This is a genomic window from Streptomyces sp. NPDC090045 (assembly GCF_044747975.1).
GTDB lineage: Bacteria > Actinomycetota > Actinomycetes > Streptomycetales > Streptomycetaceae > Streptomyces.
In genome coordinates, this window is the sequence record NZ_JBIVFA010000002.1 from 259,019 (window position 1) to 279,605 (window position 20,587).

General features: G+C 67.8%; 15 protein-coding genes and 1 tRNA gene. 13 read left to right on the plus strand and 3 right to left on the minus strand.

Annotation, left to right across the window (positions count from 1 at the left end; all coding sequences use genetic code 11):
- Positions 1 to 4 precede the first annotated feature (4 nt).
- Positions 5 to 421 (plus strand): hypothetical protein, encoded by a 417-nt coding sequence (locus tag ACIPYQ_RS06155; RefSeq protein ID WP_361753632.1) that lies wholly within the window; start codon positions 5 to 7, stop codon positions 419 to 421.
- Here the strand turns inward: ACIPYQ_RS06155 and ACIPYQ_RS06160 are convergent.
- Complete coding sequence (locus tag ACIPYQ_RS06160) at positions 411 to 1,430, minus strand: adenosine deaminase (RefSeq protein ID WP_401246680.1); 1,020 nt, start codon at positions 1,428 to 1,430, stop codon at positions 411 to 413. The two genes, ACIPYQ_RS06155 and ACIPYQ_RS06160, sit on opposite strands and share 11 nt — an antisense overlap.
- Positions 1,431 to 1,841: 411 nt before the next feature.
- Positions 1,842 to 3,068, minus strand: coding sequence for a pyridoxal phosphate-dependent aminotransferase (locus ACIPYQ_RS06165; RefSeq protein WP_361753628.1), 1,227 nt, complete (start codon positions 3,066 to 3,068; stop codon positions 1,842 to 1,844).
- Between the two features lie 236 nt (positions 3,069 to 3,304).
- Between ACIPYQ_RS06165 and ACIPYQ_RS06170 the strand changes: the two genes are divergently transcribed.
- From ACIPYQ_RS06170 to ACIPYQ_RS06215, 10 genes are all read left to right on the plus strand, one after another.
- Positions 3,305 to 3,377 (plus strand) — tRNA-Trp (locus ACIPYQ_RS06170).
- A gap of 106 nt (positions 3,378 to 3,483) precedes the next feature.
- Entirely contained in the window at positions 3,484 to 3,765 is a 282-nt protein-coding gene (gene secE, locus ACIPYQ_RS06175; RefSeq protein WP_361753626.1) for a preprotein translocase subunit SecE, read from the plus strand.
- An 84-nt stretch (positions 3,766 to 3,849) separates the two neighbouring features.
- A complete protein-coding gene (gene nusG / locus ACIPYQ_RS06180; protein ID WP_401246684.1) occupies positions 3,850 to 4,764 on the plus strand; it encodes a transcription termination/antitermination protein NusG in 915 nt (304 codons plus the stop codon).
- Positions 4,765 to 4,934: 170 nt separating this feature from the next.
- Positions 4,935 to 5,369, plus strand: coding sequence for a 50S ribosomal protein L11 (gene rplK / locus ACIPYQ_RS06185; RefSeq protein WP_266934889.1), 435 nt, complete (start codon positions 4,935 to 4,937; stop codon positions 5,367 to 5,369).
- Positions 5,370 to 5,457: 88 nt separating this feature from the next.
- Positions 5,458 to 6,186, plus strand: a complete 729-nt coding sequence (rplA, locus tag ACIPYQ_RS06190; protein WP_030710300.1) for a 50S ribosomal protein L1 — start codon at positions 5,458 to 5,460, stop codon at positions 6,184 to 6,186.
- A gap of 180 nt (positions 6,187 to 6,366) precedes the next feature.
- A complete protein-coding gene (locus ACIPYQ_RS06195; RefSeq protein ID WP_401246689.1) occupies positions 6,367 to 7,293 on the plus strand; it encodes a hypothetical protein in 927 nt (308 codons plus the stop codon).
- Between the two features lie 295 nt (positions 7,294 to 7,588).
- Complete coding sequence (rplJ, locus tag ACIPYQ_RS06200) at positions 7,589 to 8,119, plus strand: 50S ribosomal protein L10 (protein ID WP_030653597.1); 531 nt, start codon at positions 7,589 to 7,591, stop codon at positions 8,117 to 8,119.
- A 110-nt stretch (positions 8,120 to 8,229) separates the two neighbouring features.
- Positions 8,230 to 8,613, plus strand: coding sequence for a 50S ribosomal protein L7/L12 (gene rplL / locus ACIPYQ_RS06205; protein WP_361753619.1), 384 nt, complete (start codon positions 8,230 to 8,232; stop codon positions 8,611 to 8,613).
- Between the two features lie 587 nt (positions 8,614 to 9,200).
- On the plus strand, positions 9,201 to 12,683 hold the full coding sequence (gene rpoB, locus ACIPYQ_RS06210; RefSeq protein WP_030008451.1) for a DNA-directed RNA polymerase subunit beta: 3,483 nt from the start codon (positions 9,201 to 9,203) through the stop codon (positions 12,681 to 12,683).
- A gap of 97 nt (positions 12,684 to 12,780) precedes the next feature.
- Entirely contained in the window at positions 12,781 to 16,680 is a 3,900-nt protein-coding gene (locus ACIPYQ_RS06215; protein ID WP_361753617.1) for a DNA-directed RNA polymerase subunit beta', read from the plus strand.
- 104 nt (positions 16,681 to 16,784) lie between these two features.
- On the opposite strand, the gene ACIPYQ_RS06220 is transcribed toward ACIPYQ_RS06215, so the two are convergent.
- A complete protein-coding gene (locus ACIPYQ_RS06220; protein WP_401246693.1) occupies positions 16,785 to 19,250 on the minus strand; it encodes a YfhO family protein in 2,466 nt (821 codons plus the stop codon).
- Positions 19,251 to 19,733: 483 nt separating this feature from the next.
- On the opposite strand from ACIPYQ_RS06220, the gene rpsL reads away from it, so the two are divergent.
- Both rpsL and rpsG read left to right on the plus strand, forming a co-directional pair.
- A complete protein-coding gene (gene rpsL, locus ACIPYQ_RS06225) occupies positions 19,734 to 20,105 on the plus strand; it encodes a 30S ribosomal protein S12 (protein WP_007265893.1) in 372 nt (123 codons plus the stop codon).
- A gap of 2 nt (positions 20,106 to 20,107) precedes the next feature.
- On the plus strand, positions 20,108 to 20,578 hold the full coding sequence (gene rpsG / locus ACIPYQ_RS06230; protein WP_007265894.1) for a 30S ribosomal protein S7: 471 nt from the start codon (positions 20,108 to 20,110) through the stop codon (positions 20,576 to 20,578).
- Positions 20,579 to 20,587: the final 9 nt, after the last annotated feature.

Genomic DNA, 20,587 nt, shown 5'->3' on the forward strand with positions numbered 1-20,587 from the left:
GCCCATGCTCTGTCCCCTGCACGGGGCCGGTACGGACCCCACCCGCCTCGTGGGCCGCACGCTCAGCAGAGTCGTCGCGTCCTGGCACATCAGCGACGGTGAGCGCTCCGAGGCGCCCCTCGACGTCTGGCTGATCGACAGCGTCGGCGACTCGATCCGCATCACCACCGGGTCCGACCAGTGCCTCATCGTCGAGTCCGCGGCGCCCCACGAGCCCTACGACATGGGGGAGTGGGGCCGCATCGAGGTCGGCGAGGACCTCGGCGACCACCCCTTCCTGCGCCACCTCGGCGAGACCGTCGCCTCGGTCGCCGAGTTCGCGCTGCCCGAGCAGGGTCGCACCCACCTGGAGATCGGCTTCCAGGACGGGCACCGGGTGCGCGCCGACTGCTACGAGGGGGACCTGCGGCTCACCCGGTGAGCCAGTGGTCGATCCCGGCCAGCAACTTCTCCTGTACGTCGGCGGGCGCGGCCGAGCCGCGGACGGACTGGCGGGCCAGCTCGGCGAGCTCCGGGTCCGTGAAACCGTGGTGGCGGCGGGCGATCTCGTACTGGGCGGCGAGCCGGGACCCGAAGAGCAGCGGGTCGTCCGCGCCCAGCGCCATCGGCACGCCGGCCTCGAAGAGGGTGCGCAGCGGGACGTCCTCGGGCCGCTCGTACACCCCGAGGGCGACGTTGGAGGCCGGGCAGACCTCGCAGGTGATCTGCCGGTCGGCGAGCCGCTTCAGCAGGCGGGGGTCCTCCGCGGCCCGAACGCCGTGCCCGATGCGGGCGGCGTGCAGATCGTCGAGGCAGTCGCGGACCGAGGAGGGGCCGGTGAGCTCGCCGCCGTGCGGGGCGGCGAGGAGGCCGCCCTCGCGGGCGATGGCGAAGGCCCGGTCGAAGTCGCGGGCCATGCCGCGGCGCTCGTCGTTGGAGAGCCCGAAGCCGACGACCCCGCGGTCGGCGTAGCGGACGGCGAGGCGGGCCAGGGTGCGGGCGTCGAGGGGGTGCTTCATGCGGTTGGCGGCGATGAGGACCCGCATGCCGAGGCCGGTCTCGCGGGAGGCCGCGTCGACGGCGTCGAGGATGATCTCGACGGCCGGGATCATCCCGCCGAGCAGGGGGGCGTAGGAGGTGGGATCCACCTGGATCTCCAGCCAGCCGCTGCCGTCCCGTACGTCCTCCTCCGCGGCCTCGCGGACCAGGCGGCGGATGTCGTCGGGCTCGCGGAGGCAGGAACGGGCGGCGTCGTAGAGCCGCTGGAACCGGAACCAGCCGCGCTCGTCGGTGGCGCGGAGCTTCGGGGGCTCGCCGGCGGTGAGGGCGTCCGGGAGGCGCACGCCGTACTTGTCGGCGAGCTCCAGGAGGGTCGATGGTCGCATCGAGCCGGTGAAGTGCAGGTGGAGGTGGGCTTTCGGCAGAAGCGTGAGATCGCGTACGTGCTCCATCCAGTGATCCTGCCGTACCGCTGCGCTCGGCGGGAGGGGGTTTTACCTTTCGGGGGCTTGCTCGAACGCGAGAGCGGGGCCGTCAGGGGTGCCGGGCGCCGCCCGGACCGCGCCTCAATCGCCGGCGGGGCTCAAAGATCGGGGCTCCGCCCCGGACCCCGCGCCTCAATCGCCGGCGGGGCTGGATTTGGCCCTGCCCGTACGAGGGTGCGGCATCAAGCGCCGTCAGGCGGCATCAGCCACATCCAGCCTCTCCGGCGTTTGAGTGGGGGTCCCCCCGGACGAAGTCTGGGGGAGGGTCCGGGCGGAGCCCGGGAAGCCGCGTGCAGCGGCAGCCCGCACCCCGAACATGGCTGAGCGGCGCCGCCCCGGTCAGGGGGAGACGCCGCTCAGGGGTGGCTGCGGGCCGCTCTAAGCCTTGGCCTCCGCCAGGAGCTTCTGGATGCGGGAGACGCCCTCGACCAGGTCCTCGTCGCCCAGGGCGTAGGAGAGGCGCAGGTAGCCGGGGGTGCCGAAGGCCTCGCCCGGGACGACCGCGACCTCGACCTCGTCCAGGATCAGGGCGGCGAGCTCGACGGAGCTCTGCGGGCGCTTGCCGCGGATCTCCTTGCCGATGAGCTCCTTGACCGACGGGTACGCGTAGAACGCGCCCTCGGGGGTCGGGCAGAAGACGCCGTCGATCTCGTTCAGCATCCTGACCATCGTCTGGCGGCGGCGGTCGAAGGCCTTGCGCATCTCGGCGACCGCGTCGAGGTTGCCCGAGACGGCGGCCAGCGCGGCGACCTGGGCCACGTTGGAGACGTTGGAGGTGGCGTGCGACTGCAGGTTGGTCGCCGCCTTGATGACGTCCTGCGGGGCGATGACCCAGCCCACGCGCCAGCCGGTCATCGCGTACGTCTTGGCGACGCCGTTGACGATGATGCACTTGTCGCGCAGGGCCGGGACCAGGACCGGCAGCGAGGTGAACTTCGCGTCGCCGTAGACCAGGTGCTCGTAGATCTCGTCCGTCAGCACCCACAGGCCGTGCTCGGCGGCCCACTCGCCGATCGCCTTCGCGTCGGCCTCGCTGTAGACCGAACCGGTCGGGTTGGACGGGGAGACGAAGAGGACGACCTTGGTGCGCTCGGTGCGGGCCGCTTCGAGCTGCTCGACGGAGACGCGGTAGCCGGTGGTCTCGTCGGCGACGACCTCGACCGGGACACCGCCGGCGAGACGGATCGACTCCGGGTAGGTGGTCCAGTACGGAGCCGGGACGATGACCTCGTCACCCGGGTCCAGGATGGCCGCGAAGGCCTCGTAGATCGCCTGCTTGCCGCCGTTGGTCACCAGGACCTGCGACGCGTCGACCTCGTAGCCGGAGTCGCGGAGGGTCTTGGCGGCGATCGCGGCCTTGAGCTCGGGCAGGCCGCCGGCCGGCGTGTAGCGGTGGTACTTGGGGTTGCGGCAGGCCTCGACCGCGGCCTCGACGATGTAGTCCGGGGTCGGGAAGTCGGGCTCACCGGCACCGAAGCCGATCACCGGGCGCCCGGCGGCCTTGAGGGCCTTGGCCTTGGCGTCCACGGCGAGGGTGGCGGACTCGGAAATGGCGCCGATACGGGCGGACACCCGGCGCTCGGAGGAAGGCGTTGCAGAGGTCATGCGAGCAATCGTCCCAGACGGCAAAGAAGCGCCGCACACCGTTTCAGTCATCGGACCGGACACGCACCGGACGGCGGACGGAGACCCTCCGACGGCGAGCGGAGCATGTCAGCCCGGGTGCTGTTCGACGTCAGGGCCCGGTTCACGTACACTCACCTGTCGTTGGACCTCGCCAGCCGCTGCAGAGCGTGAGCACTCCGTGCACTCGCTCGGATGCGGTAGGTTGGGGGACGCAAAGGGTCGTAGCTCAATTGGTAGAGCACTGGTCTCCAAAACCAGCGGTTGGGGGTTCGAGTCCCTCCGGCCCTGCTCCACACTCCTTCTCGGATGTGTGTGCGCAGGTACGTACTTAGATGCAACGCCGTGCGGCGCAACCGGGCGCGGTACGGCCACGACCCGGATTCAGGTGAGAGACGTGACGGACGCCCTGGGCTCCATCGACATGCCTGACGCCGAGGACGAGACGCGCGAGAAGAAGGCCCGTAAGGGCGGCAAGCGCGGCAAGAAGGGCCCCCTGGGCCGTCTCGCGCTTTTCTACCGCCAGATCGTCGCGGAACTCCGCAAGGTTGTCTGGCCCACTCGTCATCAGCTCACGACGTACACCACCGTGGTGATTGTCTTCGTCGTCATCATGATCGGTCTGGTGACCGTGATTGACTATGGGTTCCAGGAAGCCATCAAGTTCGTCTTCGGCTGATCCCCGCGGAGGGCGGCGCCTTGATGGGTGCCGCCCGTTTTCGCATGTTCCACCACCTTTTGTATCCAGGAAGAAGCAGCCACCGTGTCTGACCCGAACCTGAACGCGAGCCACGACTCCGTCGAGTCCGTCGAGGACGAGCTCGACATCGTCGAGGCGGCAGACGCTGTGGACCCCGATGAGGCCGAGCACGCCGACGCCAAGGCGGGTGTCGCCGCCGAAGAGGCCGCGCTGCACGTCGAGGACGAGATCGAGGCCGACGCCGAGATCGAGGACGACGCCGAGTTCGAAGAGGCCGCCGACGACGTCGAGGTTGACGTCGAGGCCGAGGACGACGACGCGGAGGCCGAAGAGGCCGCTCCGGTCGAGCCCGCCGAGCCCGTCGACCCCGTCCAGGCCCTGCGCGACGAGCTTCGCCTGCTTCCCGGCGAGTGGTACGTGATCCACACCTACGCCGGCTACGAGAAGCGCGTGAAGGCCAACCTGGAGCAGCGCGCCGTCTCGCTGAACGTCGAGGAGTTCATCTACCAGGCCGAGGTGCCCGAGGAAGAGATCGTCCAGATCAAGAACGGCGAGCGCAAGAACGTCCGGCAGAACAAGCTGCCCGGTTACGTTCTCGTCCGCATGGATCTGACGAACGAGTCCTGGGGCGTCGTCCGCAACACGCCTGGCGTCACCGGCTTCGTCGGCAACGCGTACGACCCGTACCCGCTGACCCTGGACGAGATCGTCAAGATGCTCGCGCCGGAGGCCAAGGAGAAGGCCGACAAGGCCGCCGCGGAGGCGGCCGGTCTGCCCGCGCCCTCCGTCAAGCGCACCATCGAGGTCCTGGACTTCGAGGTCGGCGACTCGGTCACCGTCACCGACGGCCCGTTCGCGACGCTGCAGGCGACGATCAACGAGATCAACCCGGACTCGAAGAAGGTCAAGGGCCTCGTCGAGATCTTCGGTCGCGAGACCCCGGTCGAGCTCAGCTTCGACCAGATCCAGAAGAACTGATCCACCTCTTCTGAGACACAGCTTCCGGACAGGTCAGATTGCCCCTCGAAGGGCGGTCTGACCTGCTCGGTTTTCAGCCCCGCACCGATACCCGTTATCGTGGTGCGGTATGCCTCCATCCGGATGACCGGTTGGCGGCGAAAAACTCTCACTAGGACCCGGAGAGAGCAATGCCTCCCAAGAAGAAGAAGATCACGGGGCTCATCAAGCTCCAGATCAAGGCCGGTGCGGCCAACCCGGCTCCGCCGGTCGGCCCCGCGCTCGGTCAGCACGGCGTCAACATCATGGAGTTCTGCAAGGCCTACAACGCCGCGACCGAGTCGCAGCGTGGCATGGTCGTGCCGGTGGAGATCACGGTCTACGACGACCGTTCCTTCACCTTCATCACCAAGACTCCGCCGGCCGCGCGCCTCATCCTGAAGGCCGCGGGCATCGAGAAGGGCTCCGGCGAGCCGCACAAGACCAAGGTCGCCAAGCTCACCGGCGCCCAGGTCCGCGAGATCGCCGAGCTGAAGATGCCCGACCTGAACGCCAACGACGTCGACGCCGCGATGAAGATCATCGCCGGCACCGCGCGCTCGATGGGCGTCACGGTCGAAGGCTGATCCAGCCCCCTCCAGCACCACCAGTGGTAGGACCAAGCGCTGGTCCGCACCACGACTCCATGCCTGAAGCCAAAAAACAGGAGCAGAAGTGAAGCGCAGCAAGACTCTCCGCGCTGCGGACGCCAAGGTCGACCGGGAGAAGCTGTACGCCCCGCTCGAGGCCGTCCGTCTCGCCAAGGAGACCTCCGCGACCAAGTTCGACAGCACCGTCGAGGTCGCCTTCCGCCTGGGTGTCGACCCGCGCAAGGCCGACCAGATGGTGCGTGGCACCGTGAACCTCCCGCACGGCACCGGCAAGACCGCCCGGGTCCTGGTCTTCGCGACCGGTGACCGTGCTGCGGCCGCGGAAGCCGCCGGCGCCGACATTGTCGGCGACGACGAGCTGATCAACGAGATCGCCAAGGGCAACCGCCTGAACGAGTTCGACGCCGTTGTGGCCACCCCGGACCTCATGGGCAAGGTCGGCCGCCTCGGCCGCGTGCTCGGTCCCCGTGGCCTCATGCCGAACCCGAAGACCGGCACCGTCACGATGGACGTCGCGAAGGCTGTCACCGAGATCAAGGGTGGCAAGATCGAGTTCCGCGTCGACAAGCACTCGAACCTGCACTTCATCATCGGCAAGGTCTCCTTCTCCGATGAGCAGCTGGTCGAGAACTACGGCGCGGCCCTGGACGAGATCCTTCGTCTGAAGCCGTCCGCCGCGAAGGGCCGCTACATCAAGAAGGCCGCCCTGAGCACCACGATGGGTCCCGGCATCCAGCTGGACTCGAACCGCACCCGGAACCTCCTCGTCGAGGAAGACCCGGCTGCTGTCTGAGCCTGACGGCTCGCTGAGTGGCTGAACGGGCCCCTCGCCCCCTTCACAGGGCGGCGAGGGGCCCGTTTCCGTGTTTCGGGCCACAGGCGGGTCGTCACGGGCCCGAAGGGGGCGAGATCCGCCCGAGGGGGAACGTAGGGTCGCCTTGAATTCGACGCACGATCACGGGGGAGAACCAAGATGCACAAGCCTGTCCGGACCCGGGCCGGTATCGCGATGGCGGGTACCGCACTGCTCGTGGGCGGCCTCACGGCCTGCGGCGGCGCGAAGGCCGACGCGGGCGGCGGAAACGGCGAGGGGGGCCACGGGGGCGACGCGAAGGCGCACTCTCCCGTGGAGGCGGTGAAGGCGTCGTACCTGAAGACGGTGGCCGCCAAGTTCGCCAAGGCGGAGCTGTCCACGGTCGGGCCGGACGGGAAGACCAGCGGCCAGTCCGGTACGAAGGGCTGGTACCCGGCCACCCAGGACCTGATCCTGAAGGGCGAGGACCCCGACACCCGGTCGATCATGATGGGCGACATCGCCTACACCCAGACGGACAAGCCCGTGTACGGCAAGCCCTGGATGAGGATGAACCTGTCCAAGGACGGGAAGCCGGGCATCCGGCTGAACGAGGACCCGGCCGAGTACCTCGCGATGCTGCTGGGCCAGGAGAAGCTCAAGCGCGTCGGCGCCGAGAAGACCGACGGCATCGACGCGCAGCACTACAAGGGCAGCCTGACCAACGAGGACCTGCTCAGGGCGGACGAGTCCACCAAGGTCATGGACGAGAAGAACCGCCAGTACCTGCGCGAGGCCGTGAAGCACGTCAAGACCTTCGAGGTCGACCTGTGGATCGGCAAGGACGGCTACCCCGTCCGCGTCGACAGCGTGAGCACGGACGGTCAGGGCGCCTCGAAGACCACGGCCAAGTTCTCCGACTTCGGCAGCGTCCCGGCCGTCCAGGCGCCGCCGGCCGACCAGGTCATCGCCTTCGAGAACGTCATGAAGGGCGTCGACGAGTCCCTCGCGGAGACCGACCAGAAGCTGAAGGACGCCGACGACGACCTGAAGGAGGCCGACAAGACGCTGCGGGACGCCGGACTGGGCGGTCTCGGCGGCTCCTGAGACGGCGGGGCGAGCGGGGCCGGCAGGGCCTGGGACGGCGGGGCCTGAGGCGATTTGCCTCGACTGGACGGCTTCACGTACTCTTCCGGAGAAGCCAAAGACCGCTGGTCGTTGCCGCGCCCGCAAGGGTGTGGTGGCCGAAGGATCCGTTGAGTGCGGACGACCCGCGTAGGTGACTGTGGAAGGTTCCCGGAATTCGTTCCGGTTGAGCCACGCCCTGGCGCCTGCGCCGGGGCGTTTCGTTTTTCAGCCCCTTCTGAGCGGTCCTCATCACCCGGAAGGAGGCGAACGCACCATGCCGACGCCCAACAAGGCTGCATCGGTAGCCGAGCTCAAGGACGCGTTCCAGAGCTCGAACGCCGCCGTGCTGACCGAGTACCGGGGTCTCACCGTCGCGCAGCTCAAGACGCTGCGTCGCTCCCTCGGTGAGAACGCCCAGTACGCCGTGGTGAAGAACACGCTGACCAAGATTGCGGCCAACCAGGCCGGGATCACCGCGCTGGACGAGCACTTCGCTGGTCCGACCGCGGTCGCCTTCATCACCGGTGACCCGGTGGAGTCGGCGAAGAGCCTGCGTGACTTCGCCAAGGACAACCCCAACCTGATCATCAAGGCGGGTGTCCTTGATGGTAAGGCGCTCTCCGCCGATGACATCAAGAAGCTTGCGGACCTCGAGTCCCGCGAGGTTCTGCTCAGCAAGCTGGCCGGCGCGTTCAAGGGCAAGCAGTCTCAGGCTGCCTCGCTCTTCCAGGCGCTGCCGTCGAAGTTCGTCCGCACCGCGGAAGCGCTTCGCGTCAAGCTCGCCGAGCAGGGCGGTGCCGAGTAATTCGGCTCGCGCACTGATCCACGCCGCCTAGTGCGTGGGTCGTAGCGGGCCGTTACGCCCGCCTCTATATACATCCGGCACCTGCCGATTTAGTGGAAGGATCGCCCATCATGGCGAAGCTCTCTCAGGACGACCTCCTCGCCCAGTTCGAGGAGATGACCCTCATCGAGCTCTCCGAGTTCGTGAAGGCCTTCGAGGAGAAGTTCGACGTCACCGCCGCCGCGGCCGTCGCCGTTGCCGGCCCCGCCGCCGGTGGCGCTGCCCCCGAGGCCCCCGAGGAGCAGGACGAGTTCGACGTCATCCTCACCGGTGCCGGCGACAAGAAGATCCAGGTCATCAAGGTCGTGCGTGAGCTGACCTCCCTGGGCCTGAAGGAGGCCAAGGACCTCGTGGACGGCGCTCCGAAGCCGGTCCTCGAGAAGGTCGCCAAGGAGGCCGCTGACAAGGCCGCCGAGTCCCTCAAGGCTGCCGGCGCGGCTGTCGAGGTCAAGTAACACCTCTGAGGCCTCTCTGAGGCCTCAACCAAGGGCGATCACCCGTAAGGGTGGTCGCCCTTTGGCGTACCCGCAGTGCCTGACTTGCCCTGGTCTCGTTGGGGAGTAGGGTGATCATCGTTGCCCCGAAGCAGGGTCCGAAGATGATCCGCTCGGAGCAGGGGGCCTTGACGAACGGCACGCGGCGCGCAATTCTCAGACCCGTCGAGAGGTCGACCACCTCGATCCGAGATCTGAGGCATGGATCGGCTACGAAGAGGGCAGTACTGATACGCGCTCTGTGTACGAGGGCCGCACGCGTTGTACGCAGGGCCGGACGAGCACTGCGTTGGTTGAACGAGTTGGGGAAGGCCTGTTGCCGGTTTCCGGAAACCTGGTCTGGACATCAGTGAGCCAAGTGGCTACACTGACCCTTTGCGCTGCCTGTTAGCTGTCCCCTGCCCGTCGCCAGGGACATGCCCACGCTTGAGCACACTTGATTGATCCGCCCTGACCTGGCCTTTCAGCTGGATTTGGGGGGCTTGTCTTCTGTGTCTGCTGGGACCGGTACGCGCGTAGTGAGTCCGAGCCCTCGGAAGGACCCCCTCTTGGCCGCCTCGCGCAACGCCTCGACCAATACGAACAACGGTGCCAGCACCGCCCCGCTGCGCATCTCCTTTGCAAAGATCAAGGAGCCCCTCGAGGTTCCGAACCTCCTGGCGCTGCAGACCGAGAGCTTTGACTGGCTTCTCGGCAATGCTGCCTGGAAGTCTCGCGTCGAGTCGGCGCTTGAGAGTGGACAGGACGTCCCCACCAAGTCCGGTCTGGAAGAGATCTTCGAGGAGATCTCGCCGATCGAGGACTTCTCCGGGTCGATGTCGCTGACCTTCCGCGACCACCGTTTCGAGCCGGCGAAGAACTCTGTCGACGAGTGCAAGGAGCGCGACTTCACGTACGCGGCTCCGCTGTTCGTCACGGCCGAGTTCACGAACAACGAGACCGGAGAGATCAAGTCTCAGACGGTCTTCATGGGCGATTTCCCGCTCATGACCAACAAGGGCACCTTCGTCATCAACGGCACCGAGCGTGTCGTCGTGTCGCAGCTTGTCCGCTCCCCTGGTGTCTACTTCGACTCCTCCATCGACAAGACGTCCGACAAGGACATCTTCTCCGCCAAGATCATCCCGTCCCGGGGTGCCTGGCTGGAGATGGAGATCGACAAGCGCGACATGGTCGGTGTACGCATCGACCGCAAGCGCAAGCAGTCCGTCACCGTCCTCCTGAAGGCTCTCGGCTGGACCACCGAGCAGATCCTCGAGGAGTTCGGCGAGTACGAGTCCATGCGCGCCACCCTGGAGAAGGACCACACCCAGGGTCAGGACGACGCGCTGCTCGACATCTACCGCAAGCTGCGCCCGGGCGAGCCGCCGACCCGCGAGGCCGCTCAGACGCTGCTCGAGAACCTCTACTTCAACCCGAAGCGCTACGACCTCGCCAAGGTCGGCCGCTACAAGGTGAACAAGAAGCTCGGCGCCGACGAGCCGCTCGACGCCGGTGTGCTCACCACCGACGACGTCATCGCGACGATCAAGTACCTGGTCAAGCTGCACGCAGGCGAGACCGAGACGACCGGCGAGTCCGGCCGTTCGATCGTGGTCGAGACCGATGACATCGACCACTTCGGCAACCGTCGTCTGCGCAACGTCGGCGAGCTCATCCAGAACCAGGTCCGCACGGGTCTGGCTCGTATGGAGCGCGTCGTCCGCGAGCGCATGACCACGCAGGACGTCGAGGCGATCACGCCGCAGACCCTGATCAACATCCGGCCGGTCGTCGCCTCCATCAAGGAGTTCTTCGGCACCAGCCAGCTGTCGCAGTTCATGGACCAGAACAACCCGCTCTCGGGCCTGACCCACAAGCGCCGCCTGTCGGCGCTGGGCCCCGGCGGTCTGTCCCGTGAGCGGGCCGGCTTCGAGGTCCGTGACGTTCACCCGTCGCACTACGGCCGCATGTGCCCGATCGAGACCCCTGAAGGCCCGAACATCGGTCTGATCGGCTCGCTCGCCTCCTACGGCCGCGTCAACGCGTTCGGCTTCGTGGAGACCCCGTACCGCAAGGTCATCGACGGCGTCGTCACCGACGAGGTCGACTACCTGACGGCCGACGAGGAAGACCGCTTCGTCATCGCCCAGGCCAACGCCGGCCTGTCCGAGGACATGCGCTTCACCGAGAACCGCGTGCTGGTGCGCCGTCGTGGCGGCGAGATCGACTACATCGCCGGCGACGACGTCGACTACATGGACGTCTCCCCGCGCCAGATGGTGTCCGTCGCGACCGCGATGATCCCCTTCCTGGAGCACGACGACGCCAACCGTGCCCTCATGGGCGCGAACATGATGCGCCAGGCCGTTCCGCTCATCAAGGCGGAGGCCCCGCTCGTCGGCACCGGCATGGAGTACCGCTGTGCGGTCGACGCCGGTGACTCGATCCGCGCGGAGAAGGACGGTGTGGTCCAGGAGGTCTCGGCCGACTACATCACCGTCGCGAACGACGACGGCACGTACACCACGTACCGCGTCGCCAAGTTCTCCCGCTCGAACCAGGGCACCTCGGTCAACCAGAAGGTCATCGTCAACGAGGGCGACCGGATCATCGAGTCCCAGGTCCTCGCCGACGGTCCCGCGACCGAAGAGGGCGAAATGGCCCTCGGCAAGAACCTGCTCGTCGCGTTCATGCCCTGGGAAGGTCACAACTACGAGGACGCGATCATCCTGTCGCAGCGCCTCGTGCAGGACGACGTCCTCTCCTCGATCCACATCGAGGAGCACGAGGTCGACGCCCGTGACACCAAGCTGGGCCCCGAGGAGATCACCCGGGACATCCCGAACGTCTCCGAGGAGGTCCTCGCCGACCTCGACGAGCGCGGCATCATCCGCATCGGTGCGGACGTCGTCGCCGGCGACATCCTGGTCGGCAAGGTCACGCCCAAGGGTGAGACCGAGCTGACCCCGGAGGAGCGCCTGCTCCGCGCGATCTTCGGTGAGAAGGCCCGCGAGGTGCGTGACACCTCGCTCAAGGTCCCTCACGGTGAGATCGGCAAGGTCATCGGTGTCCGCGTCTTCGACCGCGAGGAGGGCGACGAGCTTCCTCCGGGCGTGAACCAGCTGGTCCGCGTCTACGTCGCCCAGAAGCGCAAGATCACCGACGGTGACAAGCTCGCCGGCCGCCACGGCAACAAGGGTGTCATCTCCAAGATCCTTCCGATCGAGGACATGCCCTTCCTTGAGGACGGCACGCCGGTCGACATCATCCTGAACCCGCTGGGTGTCCCGTCCCGAATGAACCCGGGACAGGTCCTGGAGATCCACCTCGGCTGGCTCGCCAGCCGCGGCTGGGACGTCTCCGGCCTCGGCGAGGAGTGGGCCGAGCGTCTGAAGGTCATCGGGGCCGACCGTGTCGAGCCCGGTACCAACGTCGCCACCCCCGTGTTCGACGGTGCCCGCGAGGATGAGCTCGCCGGCCTCTTCGAGCACACCATCCCGAACCGCGACGGTGACCGCCTGGTCCTCCCGTCCGGCAAGGCGCGTCTGTTCGACGGCCGCTCCGGCGAGCCGTTCCCGGACCCGATCTCGATCGGGTACATGTACATCCTCAAGCTCCACCACCTGGTCGACGACAAGCTCCACGCTCGGTCGACCGGTCCGTACTCGATGATCACGCAGCAGCCGCTGGGTGGTAAGGCGCAGTTCGGTGGCCAGCGCTTCGGTGAGATGGAGGTGTGGGCGCTCGAGGCTTATGGCGCCGCTTACGCCCTCCAGGAGCTGCTGACCATCAAGTCCGACGACGTCACCGGCCGCGTGAAGGTCTACGAGGCCATCGTCAAGGGCGAGAACATCCCCGAGCCGGGCATTCCCGAGTCCTTCAAGGTGCTCATCAAGGAAATGCAGTCGCTCTGCCTCAACGTGGAGGTGCTGTCCTCGGACGGCATGTCCATCGAGATGCGCGACACCGACGAGGACGTCTTCCGCGCGGCGGAGGAGCTCGGTATCGACCTGTCCCGGCGCGAGCCGAGCAGCGTCGAAGAGGTCTGACGGGCCTGACGGGGGGCTCGCTCAAGAGCCCCCCGTCATCCCCGGGACCGTTCAGACCATGATTGAGACTCGACCCCGAAAGAGGGATTGACGCACAGTGCTCGACGTCAACTTCTTCGACGAGCTGCGGATCGGCCTTGCCACCGCGGACGACATCCGAACCTGGTCGCACGGCGAGGTCAAGAAGCCGGAGACCATCAACTACCGCACCCTCAAGCCCGAGAAGGACGGACTCTTCTGCGAGAAGATCTTCGGTCCTACCCGGGACTGGGAGTGCTACTGCGGCAAGTACAAGCGTGTCCGCTTCAAGGGCATCATCTGTGAGCGTTGTGGCGTCGAGGTCACGCGCGCCAAGGTGCGCCGTGAGCGGATGGGCCACATCGAGCTTGCCGCTCCCGTCACCCACATCTGGTACTTCAAGGGCGTCCCGTCGCGCCTCGGATACCTGCTGGACCTCGCGCCGAAGGACCTCGAGAAGGTCATCTACTTCGCCGCGTACATGATCACGTTCGTCGACGACGAGCGCCGCACCCGCGACCTCCCGTCGCTGGAGGCGCACGTCTCCGTCGAGCGCCAGCAGATCGAGAACCGCCGTGACGCGGACCTCGAAGGCCGTGCCAAGAAGCTCGAGACCGACCTGGGCGAGCTTGAGGCCGAGGGCGCGAAGGCCGACGTACGCCGCAAGGTGCGCGAAGGTGCCGAGCGCGAGATGAAGCAGCTCCGTGACCGCGCCCAGCGCGAGATCGACCGCCTCGACGAGGTGTGGGCCCGCTTCAAGAACCTCAAGGTCCAGGACCTGGAGGGCGACGAGCTCCTCTACCGCGAGCTGCGTGACCGCTTCGGCACGTACTTCGACGGCTGCATGGGCGCCGCCGCGCTGCAGAAGCGCCTGGAGTCCTTCGACCTCGAGGAGGAGGCCGAGCGCCTCCGCGAGATCATCCGTACCGGCAAGGGCCAGAAGAAGACCCGTGCGCTCAAGCGCCTCAAGGTCGTCTCCGCGTTCCTGCAGACCAGCAACAAGCCCAAGGGCATGGTTCTGGACTGCGTGCCGGTGATCCCGCCGGACCTGCGTCCGATGGTGCAGCTGGACGGTGGCCGCTTCGCGACCTCCGACCTGAACGACCTGTACCGCCGCGTGATCAACCGCAACAACCGTCTGAAGCGTCTCCTCGACCTCGGTGCCCCCGAGATCATCGTGAACAACGAGAAGCGCATGCTTCAGGAGGCCGTGGACGCCCTCTTCGACAACGGTCGTCGTGGTCGTCCGGTGACCGGTCCCGGCAACCGTCCCCTGAAGTCCCTCAGCGACATGCTGAAGGGCAAGCAGGGTCGATTCCGTCAGAACCTCCTCGGCAAGCGCGTGGACTACTCCGCGCGTTCCGTGATCGTCGTCGGTCCGCAGCTGAAGCTGCACCAGTGTGGTCTGCCCAAGGCCATGGCGCTGGAGCTCTTCAAGCCGTTCGTGATGAAGCGCCTGGTCGACCTGAACCACGCGCAGAACATCAAGAGCGCCAAGCGGATGGTCGAGCGCGGCCGCACGGTCGTCTACGACGTCCTCGAAGAGGTCATCGCCGAGCACCCGGTTCTCCTGAACCGTGCGCCCACGCTGCACCGCCTCGGCATCCAGGCCTTCGAGCCCCAGCTGGTCGAAGGCAAGGCCATCCAGATCCACCCGCTCGTCTGCACCGCGTTCAACGCGGACTTCGACGGTGACCAGATGGCCGTGCACCTGCCGCTCTCCGCGGAGGCGCAGGCCGAGGCCCGCATCCTGATGCTGTCCTCGAACAACATCCTCAAGCCGGCCGACGGCCGTCCGGTCACGATGCCGACCCAGGACATGGTCCTCGGTCTGTTCTTCCTGACCACCGACGGTGAGCTCCGTGACACCAAGGGTGAGGGCCGCGCGTTCGGCTCCACGGCCGAGGCGACCATGGCGTTCGACAACGGCGAGCTCGCGCTCCAGTCGTCCGTCGACATCCGCTTCCCGGTGGGCACCATCCCGCCGCGCGGCTGGGTGGCGCCGGTCGCCGAAGAGGGCGAGCAGGAGTTCCAGCCGGGCGACAGCTTCCGTCTGAAGACCACCCTGGGTCGCGCGCTCTTCAACGAGCTGCTGCCCGAGGACTACCCGTTCGTCGACTACTCGGTGGGCAAGAAGCAGCTCTCCGAGATCGTCAACGACCTGGCGGAGCGCTACCCCAAGGTCATCGTGGCGGCGACGCTCGACAACCTGAAGGCGGCCGGCTTCCACTGGGCGACCCGTTCGGGCGTCACCGTGGCCATCTCCGACGTCGTCGTGCCCGAGGCCAAGAAGGCCATCGTCGCGGGCTACGAGGCGATGGACGAGAAGGTCCAGAAGCAGTACGAGCGCGGTCTGATCACCAAGGACGAGCGCACGCAGGAGCTCATCGCGATCTGGACCAAGGCGACCAACGAGGTTGCCGAGGCGATGAACGCGAACTTCCCCAAGACGAACCCCATCTTCATGATGGTTGACTCGGGTGCCCGAGGAAACATGATGCAGATGCGACAGATCGCCGGTATGCGTGGTCTGGTGTCGAACGCGAAGAACGAGACCATCCCGCGTCCGATCAAGGCGTCCTTCCGTGAGGGCCTCACCGTTCTGGAGTACTTCATCTCCACGCACGGTGCCCGTAAGGGTCTGGCGGACACCGCCCTGCGTACCGCCGACTCGGGTTACCTGACCCGTCGTCTCGTGGACGTCTCGCAGGACGTGATCATCCGCGAGGAGGACTGTGGCACCGAGCGCGGTCTGAAGCTGAAGATCGCCGTTCGCGGCGAGGACGGCGTGCTGCGCAAGGCCGACGACGTCGAGACCTCGATCTACGCCCGCATGCTGGCCGAGGACGTCGTCATCGACGGCAAGGTCATCGCGCCGGCCAACGTCGACCTCGGTGACGTGCTCATCGACGCCCTGGTCGCCAACGGCGTCGAGGAGGTCAAGACCCGCTCGGTCCTGACCTGTGAGTCCGCGGTCGGCACCTGTGCCTTCTGCTACGGACGCTCGCTCGCCACCGGCAAGCTGGTCGACATCGGTGAGGCGGTCGGCATCATCGCCGCCCAGTCCATCGGTGAGCCCGGTACCCAGCTGACGATGCGTACCTTCCACACCGGTGGTGTGGCCGGTGACGACATCACGCAGGGTCTGCCGCGTGTCGTCGAGCTCTTCGAGGCCCGTACCCCGAAGGGTGTCGCCCCGATCTCCGAGGCCGCCGGCCGCGTGCGGATCGAGGAGACCGAGAAGACGAAGAAGATCGTCATCACGCCCGACGACGGCAGCGACGAGACGGCGTTCCCGATCTCGAAGCGCGCCAAGGTCATCGTGCACGAGGGCGACCACGTCGAGGTGGGCCAGAAGCTCACCATGGGTGCCACCAACCCGCACGACGTGCTGCGCATCCTCGGTCAGCGTGCCGTCCAGGTCCACCTGGTCGGCGAAGTCCAGAAGGTCTACAACTCGCAGGGCGTGTCGATCCACGACAAGCACATCGAGATCATCATCCGGCAGATGCTGCGCCGCGTGACGATCATCGAGTCCGGCGACGCGGAGCTCCTGCCGGGCGAGCTGGTCGAGCGGTCGAAGTTCGAGACCGAGAACCGTCGTGTGGTCACCGAGGGCGGTCACCCCGCCTCCGGCCGTCCGCAGCTGATGGGTATCACCAAGGCCTCGCTGGCGACGGAATCCTGGCTGTCGGCCGCCTCCTTCCAGGAGACGACCCGAGTCCTGACGGATGCGGCGATCAACGCCAAGTCCGACAGCCTCATCGGCCTCAAGGAGAACGTCATCATCGGTAAGCTCATCCCGGCCGGTACGGGCCTCGCCCGCTACCGCAACATCCGGGTGGAGCCGACCGAGGAAGCCAAGGCAGCGATGTACTCGGCCGTCGGTTACGACGACATCGACTACTCGCCCTTCGGCACCGGCTCCGGCCAGGCTGTCCCGCTGGAGGACTACGACTACGGCCCGTACAACGGCTGAGAGCTCGTATGAAGAAACCCCCCGTCGCTCCGAGAGGAGCGGCGGGGGGTTTCCTCGTTCCGGGGCCTCCCCTTCCTGCGGGGCGCCCGGCGCAGGGGACGGGCTCAGGCGCGGCGGCGGCGCAGGCCTGTCACCGTGACGCCGGCGAGGAGCATCAGGGCCAGGGCGCCGCCTGCCAGGCCCGGGGTGAGGCCCTTGGGGGTGAAGGTGCAGGAGAGCTTGCGGGTGTCCGGGGTGAGGTCCACGGCGAGCAGGCCGTGGAAGCTCTTCGCCGGGGCCGAGCACTGCCAGCCCGGGATGTCGGTCACGGCCAGGACGGCCGTGCCGGTGGCGCCCCGGGGGATGGTGGCCTCGATGGAGTGGCCGCCCGTGGTGACCTCGGTGGCGCCGGTGGTGGTGAGGTGGCGGACCGCCGTGTCGAGGGCCGCGCGGTCCAGGCAGCCCAGCGGGTGCCCGCCGGCGGTGGCGTCCTTGGTCTGCGTCCGCACCGTCACGTCGATCCTGCCGGAGGCGGGGACCGGGCCGAGCGGGACGACCCCGGTCATCTCGTCCTCCAGCCGCTGCTGGGCGCCGCCGGTTTCGAGGGTTCCGTAGAGGGCGGGCGAGTACCAGTAGGCCTCGGAGCCGGGGGTGCACCGGGCGGCGTACGTCTGCTCGGTGGCGCTGCCCCCGCGGGTGACCTGGGGGACCTCGTAGACGGTCGCGCCCAGGACGTTCTCCTGGCGGGCGTAGACGCTGTCGGCCGGGGCGGGGGAGGTGTACGGGCCGGTGCGGACGGTGACCAGCGGGGGCGCGGGGAACTTCGAGGCGGTCCAGGTGCCCGGGGCGGAGCCCGGGCGGACCCGTGCGCCGATCGAGAAGATCGCGTCGAGCACCGGGTTGTCGGCGCCGAAGAAGGTCCGGCCGTCGTTCTTGAAGCCGTAGCCGAGGGGTTCCAGGGCCTGGTACGTGGCCTCCGGGAGGTAGCTGCTGTAGTACTGCGGGCCCTCCGCACGCAGGGCGAGAGCGTCGTTGTACGCGGTCTGGGGCGCGCCCGAGTCGGTGCGGTACGCGGGCCAGCCGTTCACGCCGCGGACCGCGTCGAAGTGGCCGGTGACCGACCGGTTCGACGTGGCGATCGGCTTGGCCCAGCGCTCGCGGGCCCGGCGGGCGTCGGCGCTCGCCGCGGCGACGGTGGACTCGGCGAGGACCACGCCGATCATCAGGGCCGCGGCCAGGGGGACGAGGACGCGCCGCTTCTCGCCGAGGGAGAGCAGGACGAGCGCGAGCAGCGAGACCGCACCGCCGCCGAGCACGGCGTGCCAGGTCCAGCCGCCGAAGTCGTCGGTGTGGCGCAGGACGAAGGTGGCCGCGACCAGCAGGGCGGCGGTCAGGGCCAGGTGGAGGGGGCGCGGCCGGTTCGCCAGCGCCAGCCAGGCGAGGACCACCACCATGCCGCTGAAGACGAAGGTCTCGCGGTACGGGTTGCCGTTCGGCACCGCCAGCCCGTGCCACACGAACTGCGTGGGCGGGAACTGGAAGGAGACGAGCACGAGCAGGGCCGCGGCCGCCCACACCAGGCGGGTCCGCTTCGCGATCCTCGCGTTGAGGAGGAAGCTTCCTGCCAGGATCAGGCCCAGCGAGGCCACGTACAGGCGCGGGCGGCCGCCCCACAGGTGGGTGGCCGGGAGCATGCCGGCGAGGAAGACCTCGATGCGTACGGGGTCGAAGGCGGCGGCCTTGGTGGGCTGCGCGGCGCCGCTGGACAGGAAGGACGGCAGGAGGAGCGGGAGGGTGAGCAGGATGCCCGTCCCGGCGGCCGTCGCGGCCCGCCACACGGCGCGCAGCCTCTGCCGGCCGGTCATGTCCCGGGTGAGCAGGCGGATGGCCAGGAGGATGCAGGCGGCCATCGTGGCCATCATCGCGGTGTAGAAGTTCCCGAACCAGGCGAGGGCGACCAGCAGGGCCACGCCCGGCCAGCGCCGCTCCTCCAGGCACCACTCGACGGCGATGCCGAGCAGGGGGAGCGCGACCAGGCCCCACAGCCACATCGGGATGTACGAGGCGTCGCTGAGCGCCCAGCCGCACAGGCCGTACGCGGCTCCGAGCACGCCGCGCTGCCACCACGGGCCGGGGTGCAGTTTGCCGAGGTACACCGTCATGACGGCGGCGGCGGTGCCCATCGTGATCGGGGTGATCGCGAAGACGGCCAGGTCGACGTGGGCGCGCGGGACGAGGACGGCCAGCCAGGAGAAGGGGTTGCCGAGGTACGTGTAGTAGTCGGACAGGAACTGCTGCCCGAAGCCGCCGCGCCAGGAGAAGAGCAGGTCGCCGGCGGCCTGCCCGTGGACCAGGTCCCACAGCGCCCGGTGGAAGGGCACGTACTGGTTGGCCTGGTCGTTCAGGGCGCGGCCGGTGTTGCCGAGGGGGAAGGTGCCGCGCGCCACCCAGGCCGCGCAGAAGGCGGCCGAGGTGATGACGAAGGCGAGCAGGGGCCCGTGGAGGCGGGTGGCCCGGTGGCGGGGCCGGCGGGCGGAACCGGGATGGGGATCGGGGGGAGGAGCGTCGACTGTGGTCTGCTCCGTTGCCACGGTCCCCAATGTCCTGCTCCCTGCTCCTCGACGGCAAGCGGCCAGTTTAGGTCGCCGGGGCGGCGCGGCCCGCAGGACGGGCCGCCCCGTGCGCCGACGAGGCGCGCGTCCGTCCGGTCACTGCGCCGCACCAGCAGTGCGGGCGAACCGTCCACGGAGGAGCTCCCGCCGGCCTCCCCGGGGCCGGTGTGCGGCCCGGGTTCCGGCAGAAGGCCGATGCGCCCCGCTTGCGATCAGTGGGTTTTCGTGCTGGGCATTTGTTTTGACCTACCTCTGTGAGGTAGGTACGCTCTGACCTTGTGCCTGGGGTGTGCCCTGGCTCCCGCGTGTGCATAAGACCCCGCGGAGAGTCCGGAAGAACACACCGCAATCTGCGCCTGCCTCACCTAGGTGAGAGCGTGCAGCGTTCGACACACCCGACCGCGTGGGTCGGGGGAGTTCCAGGTTAGTTTCACTACACGGCACACAGAAACCGGAGAAGTAGTGCCTACGATCCAGCAGCTGGTCCGTAAGGGCCGGCAGGACAAGGTCGAGAAGACAAAGACCCCCGCGCTTGAGGCTTCGCCCCAGCGTCGCGGCGTCTGCACGCGTGTGTTCACGACCACCCCGAAGAAGCCGAACTCGGCGCTGCGTAAGGTCGCGCGTGTGCGTCTGACCTCTGGCATCGAGGTCACCGCTTACATTCCGGGTGAGGGACACAACCTGCAGGAGCACTCGATCGTGCTCGTGCGTGGTGGCCGTGTGAAGGACCTGCCGGGTGTTCGTTACAAGATCATCCGCGGTGCGCTTGACACCCAGGCTGTCAAGAACCGCAAGCAGGCCCGCAGCCGCTACGGCGCCAAGAAGGAGAAGTAAGAATGCCTCGTAAGGGCCCCGCCCCGAAGCGCCCGGTCATCATCGACCCGGTCTACGCATCTCCTCTGGTGACGTCGCTCATCAACAAGATCCTCCTGAACGGCAAGCGCTCCACCGCCGAGCGCATCGTTTACGGCGCCATGGAAGGCCTCCGCGAGAAGACCGGCAACGACCCGGTCATCACGCTGAAGCGCGCGCTGGAGAACGTCAAGCCGTCCCTCGAGGTCAAGTCCCGCCGTGTCGGTGGCGCGACCTACCAGGTCCCCGTCGAGGTCAAGCCGGGTCGCCAGTCGACCCTGGCCCTCCGCTGGCTCGTGGGTTACTCCCGCGCCCGCCGTGAGAAGACCATGACCGAGCGCCTCATGAACGAGCTGCTCGACGCCTCCAACGGTCTTGGCGCTGCCGTCAAGAAGCGCGAGGACACGCACAAGATGGCCGAGTCCAACAAGGCCTTCGCGCACTACCGCTGGTAGTCCCAACCC